Origin of the sequence: Bradyrhizobium arachidis (assembly GCF_024758505.1) — a bacterium.
Lineage (GTDB): Bacteria > Pseudomonadota > Alphaproteobacteria > Rhizobiales > Xanthobacteraceae > Bradyrhizobium > Bradyrhizobium manausense_C.
In genome coordinates, this window is record NZ_CP077970.1 from 5,506,374 (window position 1) to 5,520,933 (window position 14,560).

Consider the following 14,560-nt stretch of genomic DNA (forward strand, 5'->3'; position numbering starts at 1 on the left):
GCGTCATCAAATAAGAACGGGTGAGAATGTCATCGACGACCCCGGCGATACGAGGCGATCCAAAAAGGATGTCACCGTTCAACCGCTTAGGACAGCCGCCAGCGCCTGTAGAGTTCAAACCACAACCTGCGATGATTCCATACTACCCCCCGATTTGCCCGACGCGTCAGGTAGAATTTCGGAAGATTCGTAGTGAGTCGCGCCGCCCTCGCCGGCTACTGTGCATGGGGTTGTTTCGATGCTTTTGTCAGCCGGCCGCCAACAGGCGGTCGGCCGGCAACCGACCGCCCGAAATCGACTTTGATGTTGCTTTGAATTTTGGTCGGAGCGAGAGGATTTGAACCTCCGACCCCTAGTCTCCCAGACTAGTGCGCTAACCGGGCTGCGCCACGCTCCGAATGACGTTCCCTTAGCCGCGATCAGGCCGTTGCGCAAGGCGATCACACCGATCGTTTGGACCGGGAACAGGCGCCATGCGGCTACCGGGGGCGATCAGCCGTCCTTCAGGGCCTGGTCGAGCATCTGGCGGCAGGCCACGAGATCGGCCAGCACCCGTTCCAGCCGTTCCCGGTCGGCAGGGCTCGGGCCGGTGGCCCGCTCGCTCGGGCCCTTGCGGAAGGTGGTGAGCACCTCCTCGTCGTCGATCTCGGCGAAGCGGAAGTCGATGCCTTCCTCCTCCTCGCCCTGGAAATCGTCGTCGTCGCTGTCGAGGCCGCGGGGGGCAGTTTCCGCCTCCTCACCGTCCTCCATCAGGCTGCGCCCGATCGCGTCCTCGATCGCGCCGAAGGAGACGGCGGCGGACGAATCGGCCAGCCCCTGGACGGACTTGATGCCGTGCTCCTTCAGGATCCGCTGCACACCGCGGATGGTGTAGCCCTCGCTGTAAAGCAGCCGGCGGATGCCCTTCAACAGGTCGACGTCGTCGGGGCGGTAATAGCGGCGGCCACCGCTGCGTTTCATGGGCTTGATCTGGGAGAACCGCGTTTCCCAGAAGCGCAGCACGTGCTGCGGGATATCGAGGTCCTGCGCGACCTCGCTGATGGTGCGGAATGCGTCCGGCGACTTGTCCAAAAGCCGGCTCCTCCTGGAGGGCGATTACGCCTCCGGTTGCTCGTTGCCGTCGCCGTTGGCCCTGTGCTGGCCGTTGATCCGCTGCTTGAGGATGGCCGACGGCTTGAACACCATCACACGGCGCGGCGAGATCGGCACCTCGGTGCCGGTCTTCGGATTACGGCCGATACGCTGGCCTTTCTTGCGAACCATGAAGGAGCCGAACGACGACAATTTCACCGTCTCGCCCCGCTCGAGGCAGTCGGTGATCTCCTTCAGCACGAGTTCCACGAACGCAGACGACTCGGTCCGCGACAGGCCGACCTTTTGATAGACGGCCTCGCAGAGATCCACGCGTGTAACGGTCTTGCTAGTCTCGGTCATCGCCTTGCCCCAAACTCACGGCGAACAATTGTTGTCTAAAATTATGAGGTTACGAGACGATGGTCAACAGCGCTCATCGATGCAGGAGCATCGAAAATCACTTGCAATGCACGCAAAAGTTTAGCGGACGCTCTACCAGCGCACGAGTGCGGAGCCCCAGGTGAAGCCGCCGCCCATCGCTTCCAGCAGCACGAGGTCGCCGCGCTTGATGCGGCCGTCCTTCCGCGCCACCGACAGTGCCAGCGGAATCGAGGCCGCCGAAGTGTTGCCGTGCCGGTCCACCGTCAGCACCACCTTCTGCGGTGCGATATGAAGCTTGTGCGCTGAGGCGTCGATGATTCGCTTGTTGGCCTGGTGCGGTACGAACCAGTCGATGCTTTCGGCATTGAGGCCGGTGGCGTTGAAGGCATCCACGATGACGTCGGTGATCATGCCGACCGCGTGCTTGAAGACCTCGCGGCCTTCCATGCGCAGGTGACCGACCGTCTGCGTCGAGCTGGGTCCGCCATCGACGAACAGTTTTGCCTTGTGCCGGCCGTCGGAGCGCAGATGCGTGGTCAGGACGCCGCGATCGCTCGCGGCATTGCCCGGCTGCTCCTGGGCTTCCAGCACGATAGCGCCGGCGCCGTCGCCGAACAGCACGCAGGTGCCGCGGTCGTTCCAGTCGAGGATGCGCGAAAAGGTCTCGGCGCCAATGACCAGCGCGCGCTTGTAGGCGCCGGTGCGCAGGAAATTGTCGGCGGTCGCGAGCGCAAACACGAAGCCGGAGCACACCGCCTGGAGATCGAAGGCCGCGCCATGGGTAATGCCGAGCCCGTGCTGGACGGCGACTGCGGTCGCCGGAAAAGTGTTGTCCGGCGTCGAGGTCGCCAGCACGATCAGCTCGATCGACTGCGCGTCGATGCCGGCGTCAGTGAGGGCTGCCTGCGCCGCCTTGATCGCGAGATGCGAGGTGAACTCGCCTTCAGCGGCGATATGCCGCTCGCGGATGCCGGTGCGCTGCACGATCCACTCGTCGGAGGTGTCGATGCGCTCCGCGAGTTGCGCATTGGTCACGACCTGCCCCGGCAGATAGGCGCCGCAGCCCAGCACGACCGAACGAATTTGAGTCACGAAACAGCCTCCTGCGCGGTCGGCACGGAACTGAGCGCACCCCCGTCGCGGTTGAGCATCTGATTGATCTTGTTCAGGAGATCGTAGTGGACCATCTCATAGCCAACATCGATCGCATAGGCAAAGCCTTCGGCGCTGATACCGCCATGGCTCTTGACCACGACCCCGTTCAACCCAAGGAACACGCCGCCATTGGACTTGTTGGGGTCCATCTTGTCGCGCAGGGCCTGGAAAGCACCGCGCGCGAAGAGGTAGCCGAGCTTGGACAGCCAGCTCCGCTGCATCTCGTTGCGAAGTAACCCCGCCATCTGCCGGGCGGTTCCTTCGGCGGCTTTCAGCGCGATATTGCCACTAAAGCCCTCGGTGACGATCACGTCGGCCAGCCCCTTGCCGATGCCGTCGCCCTCGACGAAGCCGACATAGTCGAGCTGCGGCAGGTTCATCGCGCGCAGCTTTTCACCGGCCTCGCGGATCTCCTCGTGCCCCTTGATCTCCTCGGTCCCGATGTTGAGCAGGCCGACCGTCGGGCGCGGCTTGTTGAACAGCACGCTCGCCATTGCTGCGCCCATGACTGCGAGGGACACCAGATGGTGCGCATCGCCGCCGATGGTGGCGCCGAGATCGAGCACCACGGAATCCCCACGCGTCGTCGGCCACACCGCTGCAATCGCCGGACGGTCGATGCCCTTCAGCGTGCGCAGGTGGAAGCGCGACATCGCCATCAGCGCGCCAGTATTGCCGGCGGAGACCGCGACATCGGCCTCGCCCTTCTTGACGGCGTCGATCGCGAGCCACATCGACGAGGTCTTGCGGCCGCGGCGGAGCGCCTGGCTCGGTTTGTCCTCCATGCTCACGGCGACGTCGGTATGGATGATTTTTGAGGCCGCCTTCAGCTTGGGATGCTTGTCGAGCTCGGGCTCGATCTTGGCGCGGTCCCCGACCAGCAAAAATTCGGTATCGCGATGCCGGGCAAGCGAGATGGCGGCGCCGGGAATGACGACGGGGGCGCCGACATCGCCTCCCATGGCGTCAAGCGCGATTCTTACCTTCTGAGGCATAAACGTCCCGGAAACCTGGTCTCGTGCGGTCTGGAGCTAGCGGGACCGCGAAAATGAAGTCGCCTTGCTCAACGGCGATCGGCCTGACGCCACGCTGCACCCGGACCGGGCCGCGACAATAGCGTCTCCCCGTCCCGACACAACCACCTGATCCCAGCCTTTTGCATCCCCGGCGTTCCCCTGCACGAATTCTTACCAGCAATAAAAATAGCGCCCAATCAAGTAGATATACCGGGTTTTCGATCTGCCCCGGCAACCGGCTGATGCACATTGCCAGCCATCCCGGCGCAAGCCCCGGCCGTTACTTGCCTTTCGGCTTCTCCTGGAGCGCCTTCAGGGCGGCAAACGGATGATCCTCGGGATCTGGCGCGGCGACCTCCGGCTCGAACACGGCGCCTGGCTTGCGCGGATAGGGATCGATGGCGAGGTACAGCGCGTCGGTGGCGATGCGGCCGAGGTCGATGACGCCGCCCACGATCGCCTCCGGCGGCTCGGGGACGTCGGGCGCCTCCTCGCTGTCCTGCCCCTCCTCGATCAGGTCGGCCAGTTTCCGGGCCTCCTCCTCCGGGGCGAACATCAGGTCGACCTCCTCGTCGATGTCGTTCTCGATGGGATCGAGCGTCACCACGCAGGTCTGGCCGACCCGCGCCTGGACGCGGCCGGCGACCTGGACGCGGCCGCCGCTCCTGGGCGTCACGTCGAAGGAGGCGTGCGCCGAAAGGACCTCGCGCAAGCCCGCGACCTCTGCGATCGCCCCCCGATCGCGGGCCGAGGCCTCGAGCTCGCGATGCAGGCCGGTGTCGGGGATCTGGGCCACCGTCACCGGGACGCGCCAGGGGTCAGTGGCAGGGGTAACGTTGGGCCGAGTCATGGCGCCATCTCCTCCCGAATCGGGGACGGAAACACGAAGGATGCGTCGAGCAGCGCCGTCTCGTCGGCCCGTCCCAGGGTCGCCTCCACGTCCCCGGCGTAGGCCGCAAGCCGCTTTGCCTGCGCAATTTGGGCTCCGTTCAAAATATTCTTGCAGATCGCCAGCGCCAGCGCCTCCCCGCCCTCCTCGAAGGCCTGATCGTAGGCCTTGGTCCGGCCGTAGAAGGCCTCGCCAAACGCCCGCATCCGCTTGGGCACGACCTGGTCCCCGATGCCCATTTCACGCAGATTGTCGTCCATGTCCTCGCAGAACCGATCGAACAGGGCCTGCGACAGCTCGGTACCGCGCGTCGCAGTCCGCAGCCGGCGCAACAACAGCCACAAATGCAGGAGAAGCAGGTCGAATCGGCCGTTAACCGTGTCCGGCACGGCCAAGTCCCGGTAAAATATGGGTTCTCGCGCCTGCGTCACGATCATGCCATAGATGGCCTCAATGGTGCCGCGCGGGGCTAGCCGGGGTTTCCTGAAGTGACTGAACGGCCAGAGCATTGTGGGTTCCGCAAGCGGGCGCGCGCGTGTTGCGTTCGCCGCGTGTGCCCGGTACTTCAGCGCCTCGCGCGACGCAAGGGGACGGGATAGTTCCAGGAATGACCGATTTGAGCCAGACCAGCCTCCGCGGAGCCAGGCCGCGCGGCCTTCATGCGCGTTGGCGCAGCTTGCGCGCGGTTGCGGCCGCAGCCCTCGTCAGCGTGGCGCTGGCCGCCTGCACCGGCGAGCAATTCCAGAAGGGCTACATCCTGCCCCCGGGCGCGCTGGAGCAGATTCCGATCGGCGCGAGCCAGGATCAGGTGCTGATCGTGATGGGCACGCCCTCCACAGTTGCGACGCTGGACGGCGAAGTCTTCTACTACATCTCGCAGCGCTCCGAGCGGACCGTGGCCTTCATGAACCAGAAGGTCGTCGACCAGCGCGTGATCGCGATCTATTTCGACAAGAACCGCCGCGTCCGCCGGCTCGCAAATTACACGATGCAGGACGGCCGCATCTTCGACACCGTCAGCCGCACCACGCCGACATCGGGCCAGGAGCTCAACTACCTCACGCCGCTGTTCAAGCTGCTCAGCTTTAACTGAGGCTTCCCTGCGGCGTCGTGCCGCCGCGCATGACTTGCCCGCGCGCGCTGCCTTCCCTACGCTCCCTGCAAAACAAGAAGCAGGGAGTGGATTCGTGACCAAAAAATTGTTTTCCCGACGCCGCGTGCTTGCAGGTGCCGCGACTTTATCGACGGCAGCGATCCTGCCCCGCGCGAGCCTGGCGGATTGGAAGCCCACCGAGAATGTGCGCCTGATCGTGCCGGCGGCCGCCGGCGGCTCGACCGACGTCATGGGGCGCCTGCTCGCAGCCCATCTGCAAACGGCCTGGGGCCAGTCGGCAATCGTGGAGAACCGCTCGGGCGGCGGCGGCACCATCGGCACCGCAGAGGCGATCCGCGCCAAGGGCGACGGCCATACCATCCTGGTCGGCAATCCCGGACCGAACGCGATCGCCTACAGCATCTTCAAGAACCTCAGCTACAAGGCGGACCAGCTTCAGCCGGTCTCCAACATGATCCGGATTCCCAACATCGTCTCGGCGCACCCGAAGACGGGCATCAAATCGATCCCCGAGCTGATCGCGTTCTTGAAGGCCAACCCTGACAAGTTGAGCTACGCCTCCTCCGGCGTCGGCCAGAGCCCTCACCTCACCGGCGCCTGGTTCCTCCAGCTCACCGGCCTGAAGATGACGCATATTCCGTTCCGCGGTGCGGGCCCCGCGCTGCAGGCTGCGCTCGCCGGCGACATCCAGATCCTGTTCGACAATTTGTTTCCGAGCCTGCCGCAGGTGCAGAACGGCACGCTCAACGGCCTCTGCGTCACCACGACCGAGCGCAGCGAGTCCGCGCCGAACCTGCCCACCATGCGCGAGAGCGCGCCGGAGCTTGCGAATTTCGACGTCTCGTCCTGGTTCGGCGTCTTCCTGCCGAAGAGCGCGCCGGCAGCGGTGGTCGAGGCGCTGAACCTCCAGGTCAAGGCGCTGCTCGAGCGCGACGACATCAAGAAGAACATCGCCTCGATGGGCGCCCGCGCCGACTACGGCACGCCGCAGCAGTTTTCCGATTTCGTCGATGCCGAGACGAAGAAGTTCGCAGGCATCATCCAGAAGGAAGGCCTGCAGATGGACGTGCAGTGACGCGCAGCGTCATTCCGGGGCGATGCGAAGCATCGAACTCTGGTGCGCAATTGCGCACCTGAGAATCTCGAGATTCCGGGTTCGGCTCTTCGAGCCGCCCCGGAATGACGACGGGAAACAAAAACCCCGCGGCTCGCGCCGCGGGGTTTCGCTTTGTGCCGGTTGCGCCGCTCAGTGCGCGAGGATCGCCAGCAGCAGCAAGGCCACGATGTTGGTGATCTTGATCATCGGGTTCACCGCGGGGCCGGCCGTGTCCTTGTAGGGATCGCCGACGGTGTCGCCGGTGACGGCCGATTTGTGGGCATCAGAGCCCTTGCCGCCGTAGTGACCGTCCTCGATGTACTTCTTGGCGTTGTCCCAGGCGCCGCCGCCCGAGGTCATCGAGATCGCGACGAACAGACCGGTCACGATCACGCCGAGCAGCATGGCGCCGACGGCCGAGAACGCCGCCGACTTACCGGCCGCGCCGCCGCCCGCGATCGCGTAGATCAGGAAGTAGACGACGATCGGCGACAGCACCGGGAGCAGCGACGGGATGATCATCTCCTTGATCGCCGCGCGGGTCAGCAGGTCGACCGCCTTGCCGTAGTCTGGCTTGTCGGTGCCCTGCATGATGCCCGGCTTCTCGCGGAACTGGCGACGCACCTCTTCCACGATCGCACCGGCAGCACGGCCCACGGCCGTCATGCCCATTGCGCCGAACAGGTACGGCAAGAGACCACCGAACAACAGGCCCACAACGACGTAGGGATTGTTGAGCGAGAAGTCCGGATTGACGCCGGCGAAGTAGGCGTTCTTGTTGGCGATGAAGAACTTGAGGTCCTGGTTGTAGGCCGCAAACAGCACCAGCGCGCCGAGACCGGCGGAGCCGATCGCGTAGCCCTTGGTCACCGCCTTGGTGGTGTTGCCGACCGCGTCGAGCGCGTCGGTCGACTTACGCACTTCCTTCGGCAGGCCCGCCATTTCGGCGATGCCGCCGGCGTTGTCGGTGACCGGGCCGAAGGCGTCGAGCGCGACGATCATGCCGGCCAGCGCCAGCATGGTGGCGGTCGCGATCGCGATGCCGAACAGGCCGGCAAGGCTATAGGTGACGAGGATGCCGGCGATGATGACGATCGCGGGCAGCGCGGTCGCCTCCATCGAGATGGCGAGACCCTGGATCACGTTGGTGCCGTGACCGGTCACCGAAGCCGCGGCAATCGACTTCACCGGACGATAGTCGGTGCCGGTGTAGTACTCGGTGATCCAGATGATCAGCGCGGTGACGAGGAGGCCGACCACGCCGCACTCGAACAGCGCCATGCCGGTGAAGTCGGCGCCCTCGAGCTTGCCGAAGCCGATCAGGTAGTAGATCACGCCGGCGATGCCGACCAGCGACAGGACGCCGGTGGCGATCAGGCCCTTGTACAGCGCGCCCATGATGGACTGGCTCGCCCCGAGCTTCACGAAGAAGGTGCCGATGATCGAGGTGATGATGCAGATGCCGCCGATGGCGAGCGGCAGCGTCATCATGCTGGTCAGGATCTGCGTCTTGGCGAAGAAGATCGCGGCCAGCACCATGGTGGCGACCGCGGTCACCGCATAGGTCTCGAACAGGTCGGCGGCCATGCCGGCGCAGTCGCCGACGTTGTCGCCGACGTTGTCGGCGATGGTGGCCGGGTTGCGCGGATCGTCCTCGGGAATGCCGGCCTCGACCTTGCCGACGAGGTCGCCGCCGACGTCAGCACCCTTGGTGAAGATGCCGCCGCCAAGACGCGCGAAGATCGAGATCAGCGAGGCGCCGAAGCCGAGCGCCACCATGGCGTCGACCACGGTGCGGCTGTCGGGCGCCAGCTTCAGCGAATAGACCAGGAAGCCGAAATAGAGGGTGACGCCGAGCAGCGCGAGGCCTGCGACCAGCAGGCCGGTGATGGCGCCGGCCTTGAAGGCCAGTTCGAGACCGCCGGCCAGCGAGGTCGTCGCGGCCTGGGCCGTGCGCACGTTGGCGCGGACCGAGACGTTCATGCCGATGAAGCCGGCTGCGCCCGACAGGATGGCGCCGATGGCGAAGCCGATGGCGACGTAGATGCCGAGCAAGTAGGCGACCACGACGAAGATGACGATGCCGACGAGGCCGATCGTCGTGTACTGGCGCCGCAGATAGGCCTGCGCACCTTCGCGGACCGCTCCCGCGATCTCCTGCATACGCGGACTACCCGCATCCGCCTTCAACACCGAAGACGTCGCCCAGATCGCGTAAACGATGGAAAGCACTCCGCAGAGCACGATCAACCACAATGCTGTCATGTGAATTTTGCCTCAGATCCTTGATGTACCCCCGACGCCTTTTTTCCCGCTGTGACGGTTCGGCGCCTTAAAACAGGACCGCCCCTGCCCAAAAGGGGTGATCCTAAATCGGCGGGGACCTTGCCAAAATCGCAATGCCCGTGCAACGCCGGAAGCGTGGAAATCGTCGATTTCGGCACCGATTTAGGTCGTAGGTGCCCGGTTCGCGGAAATTGCGTCAGGTCGCTACCGAAACCGCAGGAGCTATAGTTCCTTCGCCCCGGTCAGGCCGCCGGCCGCACCTGATGACGCGAGGTGGAGGCGATCTCAAACGTCTGCCCGTCGGGAGTCGTCCTCGTGGTCGAGACCTTGACCTCGTAGATGCCGCCATTGGGACCGGGCTCGTGCCGCAGCGAGATCGTCTGGTCGCCCGCCAGCGGTCCGATCGGCAAGTCCTGGTCCGGCAGCACGAGCGTCGCCAATTCGTTGACGAAGACGAGGACGTACCACCCCTTCGGCAGGTTGTTCCGCGACCACTGCCGCAGGTGACCGTAATAGGGCTGCCGCTGCCAGGCCGATGGAAGGCCCGGATCGACCCTGACCATAATGTTTTCCGTCTTCGGATGGATGGTCACCACCATCTTCGCCTGATCAGGCTTCCACTGCGGCGGCATCTCCGCATCGGTCCGCCACAAGCAATTGAAGTCAGCACATTGGCGGGGAAGGCTATCGTGAATCGTGCAGCCTCGCCCGGGCTTGCACTTTGAGCACCACTTGCCCGCGACCTTGCTGATCTCGGCGACGTCGTAGACTTTGCAGCACAACGTGCAGCTTCCGCATTCCCGGCCGGGAACAACGGTGGCGGCCGGACGGACCGCGATGGAATCAGCCGTCGACATGCGAATCGAATCCGTCAATTTCGATTGCCAATAGTACCCGACATCAGGAAAAGGCCAGAGGGATCGATGTCGCGCCTGAGGTGCGCGGCCCGTCAGAAATGGCTGTAGGACAGGCGCGACAGCACAATGTCGGCGCCTTGCGCGTCGATCAGGCGCGGCTGTTCGCGCCCGGCGGTCACGGTACCGATCTCTGCGATCGGAACTCCCACCCGAGCGGCCTCTTCGATCAGCGCCGCGATGTGGTCTTGCGGAACGGTACAGAGGATTTCGTAGTCGTCGCCGCCCGCCACCAGTTTCTCAATGGCAACGGCGGCGCGCGCGGCAGCGGGCGAGATCGGAATCCGCGCCGCCTCGATCACGGCGCTCACGCCGGAAGCTGCACAGAGCTTGGCGAGATCGCCGGCCAAGCCGTCGGACACGTCCATTGCGGCATTCGCATGCGCACGCACCGCTTTCGCCAAGGCGTTGCGCGGACGCGGAACGTGGTAGCGCCCGATCAATTCGTCCTGCGCAACCCGATCGCCCGCAAGCGCGGCTGCAACTGCGCCGCCCCTGCGGATATCGAGACCGAGGGCAGCGTCGCCGATCGTGCCCGTGACCATGATGCGGTCACCCGGCTTCGCGCCGACACGGCCGACCATGCGCCCTGCAGGCACGCGGCCGAAAGCCGTGATCGAGATCATCTGCGGACCAGGCGTCGAGACGGTGTCGCCGCCGAGCAAGGGACATGCAAAACTCTTCGCGTCCTCGCCCAGCGCATCGGCAAACGGCCGTAGCCATGCATCCTCGGCCTTGCGCAACGCCAGCGTCAGCACGAAGCCGGCGGGCACAGCGCCTTTGGCAGCGAGATCGGACAGGTTCACCCGCAGCGCCTTGCGCGCGATGGTCTCGGGCGGATCGTCGGCGAGATAATGAACACCTTCGACCACGGCATCGGTGGTCACGACGATGTCCTCGCCTTGCGCCTTCAGGACCGCCGCGTCATCGACGAGACCGAACGCACCGGGATCGGTCGCCAGCGGCTTGAAATAGCGCGCGATGAGAGAGTCTTCACCGGAGACCTGCTTGTTGTCCTGCGTCACGATAGCAGACCCGTCATCCTGAGGTGCGAGCTCTTGCGAGCCTCGAAGGATGCACGGCCAAGGTGCAGCCTCAGCGTCACGCCGTCGTCCTTCGAGGCCTCCGCTTCGCTACGGCACCTCCAGCGACAATGGCTTCGCCATTGCGCGTGGATGACAGCTACGGCGAGAGTCATTGTCTCGTCCTACTCCTACCCCCGCCCGAACGCGTCGCCGCGAAAATGGCGGCCGATCTGGTCGAGCACCGCGTTGACCATGCCGGTCTCCTCGCGATCCACGAAAGCGTTGGCGACGTCGACATATTCGGACACCACGACGCGGCCCGGCACGTCCTTGCGGTGCTCCAGTTCGTACGACCCGGCGCGCAGCACCGCGCGCAGGATCGCCTCGATCCGCTTCAACGGCCAGCCCTTCGACAGCGCCTCGTCGATGATCGGATCGAGCTTCTTCTGGTCGCGCACCACGCCCGAGACGATGTCCCGGAAGAAGGCCGCTTCCGCCGGCAGGTACTTTTCGCCCTCGACCTCGTTGCCGAGCCAGTGGCTCTCGAATTCGGCGAAGATATCGTTGATGCCGGCGCCCGCGATGTCCATCTGATAGAGGGCCTGCACCGCAGCAAGCCGCGCAGCGCCGCGCCGGTTCGCTTTCTTCTCGGCGCCCGCAGGCTGCTTTTTGCTGGTGTCGGCCATGGCTCAGGCCCGCGCCAGGCGGCGCTTGATGCGCAGCATCGCAATCGCGGCACGAGCGGCATCGCCGCCCTTGTTGAGCTCGCTTGCGCGCGCCCGCGCCCAGGCCTGCTCCTCATTGTTGACGGTGAGGATGCCGTTGCCGAGCGGCAGCTTGCGCGCCACCGCGAGATCCATCAGTGCGCGGGAGGACTCCTGCGAGACGATCTCGAAATGGATGGTGTCGCCGCGGATCACGCAGCCGAGCGCAATCACCGCCTCATAAGGCTTGCTGCTGGTTGCGGCCGCATCGACCGCGATCGCCACCGCCGCCGGAATCTCAAGCGCACCGGGAACCGTGATCACGTCATGCGTGAGACCGGCCGCCTTCAGCTCGGCGACCGCGCCCTCCAGAAGCGCATCCTGGAGGTCGTCATAGAAGCGCGCTTCGACGATCAGGGCGCGCGCGCCGGAGATGTCGGTCTGGTCCTTCAGGGGTGCGCGCCGCGCGTCTGCCATCGTTCAATCCGTTTCTACTCTCGTACCGGCGCGTATGTAGTCGCCGCAGGCGGGTAAGCCAAGTTCTAAGAATACCGTCATTCCGGGGCGGCTCGCAGAGCCGAACCCGGAATCTCGAGATTCCGGGTTCGATGCTTCGCATCGCCCCGGAATGACGGCTACGCCGTCATTTCATTTCCGTCAGCCGGGCCGCATACCGGGCCATCAGATCGACCTCGATATTAACCTCTGCACCGGCACGCCAGTCGCCGATGGTCGTCACACCAAGCGTGTGCGGGATGATCAGCACCGAGAAGGTGACGTCCGTCACCGTATTGACGGTCAGTGACACGCCGTCGAGCGTGATCGAGCCCTTGGTCGCGATGAAGCGCGCCAGCTCCCGCGTGGTCTTGAGCTCGAACCGTGCCATGTCAGGCAAATCGTCACGGCTCGCGATGGTCGCGATCCCATCGGCATGGCCGGCGACGATGTGGCCGCCGAGTTCGTCGCCGATCTTGAGCGCGCGCTCGAGGTTGAGCCGCGTGCCGACCTTCCAGTGCTTCGCCGTGGTCAGCGCCAGCGTTTCGGCCGCCGTATCGACGTCGAACCAAGTTCTTTGAGCAGAATCCTTGCTGCCCTCGACGCCGGAGGCTACCACCGTGAGGCAGACGCCGTTGCAGGCGATCGAGGCGCCGTCGGCAATGGTGGCACGATCGTAGCGGCACGCGATGCGCAGGCGGTGCAACTGGCCCTGCGCCGTCGGTGTCAGGCTGACGATTTCGCCAATATCGGTGACAATGCCGGTGAACATCAGGCGCGCTCGTAAACGGTGAGAGTATCCTTGCCGAATGTTTCGCTAGCATGAACCTTGAAGGCCTGCGACTGCGTGATTTTCGACAGGGGCAATGCATCGAGCGCATCGACGCCGCCGGGTCCGATGGCTTCCGCCCCGCGGAACAGCCAGACCTCGTCGACGAGATCGGCGGCGACGAAGGACGAGGCCACGCGGCCACCGCCTTCGACCATCAGCCGCGTGATGCCCTTCTCCGCCAGCAGCTTCAGCACGGCCGGCAGATCGAGCCCAAATCCGTTGCCGGGCGGCGCGCGAAGAACCTGCACACCGGCCGCGCCGAGGCGCGTCGCGCTGGCGGCCTCCGCAAGCTCCGAGCCAACCAGCCAGAGCGGCGTTTCGCGCGCGGAGTGAATGAGCTTGCTGGTCGCCGGAATCCGCAGGCTGCGGTCGAGCACCACGCGTACCGGCGAGCGCGCCGCCATGCCCGGCAGGCGGCAGGTGAGAACCGGATCATCCGCCAGCACCGTGCCGATGCCGACCAGGATCGCATCGCTCTGCGCGCGGAGCAGATGCACGCGCTCCCTCACCGCCTCGCCCGTGATGGCGACCGGCTTGCCGCCGGCGGCCCCGATCTTGCCGTCGGGCGAGACCGCAAGCTTGAGGATCACATGCGGGCGCCTGTCACGGATGCGGCGGAAATGGCCGGCATGGTCGAAGGCGGCTTCCGCCGCGCACAGACCGACATCGACCGCGATGCCGGCGGCGCGCAGCCGCGCATGGCCCTGCCCGGCGACTTGCGGATTGGGATCCTCGATCGCCGCGACCACGCGCTTGATGCCCGCCGCGATCACAGCGTCCGCACAAGGCGGCGACTTGCCGACATGCGAGCAGGGCTCGAGCGTGACATAGAGCGTGGCACCGCGCGCCGCCTCACCCGCCCGCCGCAACGCCTCGGGCTCGGCATGCGGGCGGCCGCCCGGTTGGGTCCAGCCGCGGCCGACGATTACGCCGTCCTTGACGACGACGGCGCCGACAGCCGGGTTCGGCCAGGTGCGTCCCTGCCCGCGCCGCCCAAGGGTCAGCGCGAGCTGCATGAAACGGCGATCAGCCTCTTTGGAATTTTTCGCCTTCTGCGCGAGCTGATCTTCCAGGATGCGGAAGATCATTTGCGTATCGTCGCGAGCCGCGCTTCGTCCTCGCCGGAGAGCTCGCCGAGCACCTCGGCAAAGTCCTTGGCTTCGCGGAAATTCCGGTAGACGGAGGCGAAGCGCACATAGGCGACGTCGTCGAGCGTGCGCAGATGCTCCATTACGGTCTCGCCGATCACCTCCGAGGAGATCTCGGCCTCACCGCCGGTTTCGAGCTCGCGCACGATGGTGGAGACCATCTTCTCCACCCGCTCCGGCTCGACCTGGCGCTTGCGCAAGCTGATCTGCACCGAGCGCATCAGCTTGTCGCGGTCGAACGGGACGCGGCGGCCGTTGCGCTTGATCACGGTGAGCTCGCGGAGCTGCACGCGCTCGAAGGTCGTGAAGCGGAAATTGCAGGCGACGCACACGCGCCGCCTGCGGATCACGGCCGAGTCCTCGGTCGGACGCGAGTCCTTTACCTGCGTATCGAGACTGTTGCAGTTCGGACAGCGCATCCGTTTGACCCA

Annotated in this window: 16 protein-coding genes and 1 tRNA gene; 2 read left to right on the forward strand and 15 right to left on the reverse strand. The window is 65.3% G+C overall.

Annotation, left to right across the window (positions count from 1 at the left end; genetic code table 11):
• Window positions 1–319: 319 nt before the first annotated feature.
• The 7 genes from KUF59_RS25530 to KUF59_RS25560 form a co-directional block, all read right to left on the reverse strand.
• A tRNA-Pro gene (locus KUF59_RS25530) sits at window positions 320–397 on the reverse strand.
• Between the two features lie 95 nt (window positions 398–492).
• Complete coding sequence (locus tag KUF59_RS25535) at window positions 493–1,071, reverse strand: MerR family transcriptional regulator (RefSeq protein WP_212460924.1); 579 nt, start codon at window positions 1,069–1,071, stop codon at window positions 493–495.
• 24 nt (window positions 1,072–1,095) lie between these two features.
• A complete protein-coding gene (locus tag KUF59_RS25540) occupies window positions 1,096–1,434 on the reverse strand; it encodes an integration host factor subunit alpha (protein WP_212405636.1) in 339 nt (112 codons plus the stop codon).
• 132 nt (window positions 1,435–1,566) lie between these two features.
• On the reverse strand, window positions 1,567–2,547 hold the full coding sequence (locus KUF59_RS25545) for a beta-ketoacyl-ACP synthase III (RefSeq protein ID WP_212460925.1): 981 nt from the start codon (window positions 2,545–2,547) through the stop codon (window positions 1,567–1,569).
• The gene (gene plsX / locus KUF59_RS25550; RefSeq protein ID WP_212460926.1) at window positions 2,544–3,605 is read right to left on the reverse strand and encodes a phosphate acyltransferase PlsX; all 1,062 of its coding nucleotides are present in this window, start codon (window positions 3,603–3,605) and stop codon (window positions 2,544–2,546) included. Before plsX ends, KUF59_RS25545 begins: the two co-directional genes overlap by 4 nt.
• 301 nt (window positions 3,606–3,906) lie before the next feature.
• A complete protein-coding gene (locus KUF59_RS25555) occupies window positions 3,907–4,476 on the reverse strand; it encodes a YceD family protein (protein ID WP_212460927.1) in 570 nt (189 codons plus the stop codon).
• The gene (locus tag KUF59_RS25560) at window positions 4,473–5,024 is read right to left on the reverse strand and encodes a ubiquinol-cytochrome C chaperone family protein (RefSeq protein ID WP_212460928.1); all 552 of its coding nucleotides are present in this window, start codon (window positions 5,022–5,024) and stop codon (window positions 4,473–4,475) included. The genes KUF59_RS25555 and KUF59_RS25560 overlap by 4 nt, the downstream gene beginning before the upstream one ends.
• A gap of 98 nt (window positions 5,025–5,122) precedes the next feature.
• Between KUF59_RS25560 and KUF59_RS25565 the strand changes: the two genes are divergently transcribed.
• Both KUF59_RS25565 and KUF59_RS25570 read left to right on the forward strand, forming a co-directional pair.
• Entirely contained in the window at window positions 5,123–5,608 is a 486-nt protein-coding gene (locus KUF59_RS25565; protein WP_212460929.1) for an outer membrane protein assembly factor BamE, read from the forward strand.
• A 94-nt stretch (window positions 5,609–5,702) separates the two neighbouring features.
• Window positions 5,703–6,704, forward strand: coding sequence for a Bug family tripartite tricarboxylate transporter substrate binding protein (locus KUF59_RS25570; protein WP_212460930.1), 1,002 nt, complete (start codon window positions 5,703–5,705; stop codon window positions 6,702–6,704).
• Window positions 6,705–6,875: 171 nt separating this feature from the next.
• Here KUF59_RS25570 and KUF59_RS25575 read toward each other — a convergent pair whose 3' ends face one another.
• From KUF59_RS25575 to nrdR, 8 genes are all read right to left on the reverse strand, one after another.
• The gene (locus KUF59_RS25575; protein WP_212460931.1) at window positions 6,876–8,990 is read right to left on the reverse strand and encodes a sodium-translocating pyrophosphatase; all 2,115 of its coding nucleotides are present in this window, start codon (window positions 8,988–8,990) and stop codon (window positions 6,876–6,878) included.
• A 263-nt stretch (window positions 8,991–9,253) separates the two neighbouring features.
• Window positions 9,254–9,868, reverse strand: a complete 615-nt coding sequence (locus KUF59_RS25580) for a hypothetical protein (RefSeq protein ID WP_212460932.1) — start codon at window positions 9,866–9,868, stop codon at window positions 9,254–9,256.
• Between the two features lie 92 nt (window positions 9,869–9,960).
• The gene (gene thiL, locus KUF59_RS25585) at window positions 9,961–10,950 is read right to left on the reverse strand and encodes a thiamine-phosphate kinase (RefSeq protein ID WP_212460933.1); all 990 of its coding nucleotides are present in this window, start codon (window positions 10,948–10,950) and stop codon (window positions 9,961–9,963) included.
• A 188-nt stretch (window positions 10,951–11,138) separates the two neighbouring features.
• A complete protein-coding gene (nusB, locus tag KUF59_RS25590) occupies window positions 11,139–11,636 on the reverse strand; it encodes a transcription antitermination factor NusB (protein WP_212460934.1) in 498 nt (165 codons plus the stop codon).
• A 3-nt stretch (window positions 11,637–11,639) separates the two neighbouring features.
• Complete coding sequence (gene ribH / locus KUF59_RS25595) at window positions 11,640–12,131, reverse strand: 6,7-dimethyl-8-ribityllumazine synthase (RefSeq protein ID WP_212460935.1); 492 nt, start codon at window positions 12,129–12,131, stop codon at window positions 11,640–11,642.
• 166 nt (window positions 12,132–12,297) lie between these two features.
• Window positions 12,298–12,921 (reverse strand): riboflavin synthase, encoded by a 624-nt coding sequence (locus KUF59_RS25600; protein WP_212460936.1) that lies wholly within the window; start codon window positions 12,919–12,921, stop codon window positions 12,298–12,300.
• Window positions 12,921–14,069: a bifunctional diaminohydroxyphosphoribosylaminopyrimidine deaminase/5-amino-6-(5-phosphoribosylamino)uracil reductase RibD gene (gene ribD, locus KUF59_RS25605; RefSeq protein WP_212460937.1), complete on the reverse strand. Its 1,149-nt coding sequence runs from the start codon at window positions 14,067–14,069 to the stop codon at window positions 12,921–12,923. Before ribD ends, KUF59_RS25600 begins: the two co-directional genes overlap by 1 nt.
• Window positions 14,066–14,548 (reverse strand): transcriptional regulator NrdR, encoded by a 483-nt coding sequence (gene nrdR, locus KUF59_RS25610; RefSeq protein ID WP_212460938.1) that lies wholly within the window; start codon window positions 14,546–14,548, stop codon window positions 14,066–14,068. Before nrdR ends, ribD begins: the two co-directional genes overlap by 4 nt.
• Window positions 14,549–14,560: the final 12 nt, after the last annotated feature.

Coding starts and splice junctions, on each gene's coding strand:
- KUF59_RS25540 (WP_212405636.1), bottom strand. CDS start 1,434: ATGACCGAGACTAGCAAGACCGTTACACGCGTGGATCTCTGCGAGGCC.
- nrdR (WP_212460938.1), bottom strand. CDS start 14,548: ATGCGCTGTCCGAACTGCAACAGTCTCGATACGCAGGTAAAGGACTCG.
- KUF59_RS25600 (WP_212460936.1), bottom strand. CDS start 12,921: ATGTTCACCGGCATTGTCACCGATATTGGCGAAATCGTCAGCCTGACA.
- plsX (WP_212460926.1), bottom strand. CDS start 3,605: ATGCCTCAGAAGGTAAGAATCGCGCTTGACGCCATGGGAGGCGATGTC.
- ribH (WP_212460935.1), bottom strand. CDS start 12,131: ATGGCAGACGCGCGGCGCGCACCCCTGAAGGACCAGACCGACATCTCC.
- KUF59_RS25555 (WP_212460927.1), bottom strand. CDS start 4,476: ATGACTCGGCCCAACGTTACCCCTGCCACTGACCCCTGGCGCGTCCCG.
- KUF59_RS25575 (WP_212460931.1), bottom strand. CDS start 8,990: ATGACAGCATTGTGGTTGATCGTGCTCTGCGGAGTGCTTTCCATCGTT.
- KUF59_RS25560 (WP_212460928.1), bottom strand. CDS start 5,024: ATGCTCTGGCCGTTCAGTCACTTCAGGAAACCCCGGCTAGCCCCGCGC.
- KUF59_RS25565 (WP_212460929.1), top strand. CDS start 5,123: ATGACCGATTTGAGCCAGACCAGCCTCCGCGGAGCCAGGCCGCGCGGC.
- nusB (WP_212460934.1), bottom strand. CDS start 11,636: ATGGCCGACACCAGCAAAAAGCAGCCTGCGGGCGCCGAGAAGAAAGCG.
- KUF59_RS25580 (WP_212460932.1), bottom strand. CDS start 9,868: ATGTCGACGGCTGATTCCATCGCGGTCCGTCCGGCCGCCACCGTTGTT.
- ribD (WP_212460937.1), bottom strand. CDS start 14,069: ATGATCTTCCGCATCCTGGAAGATCAGCTCGCGCAGAAGGCGAAAAAT.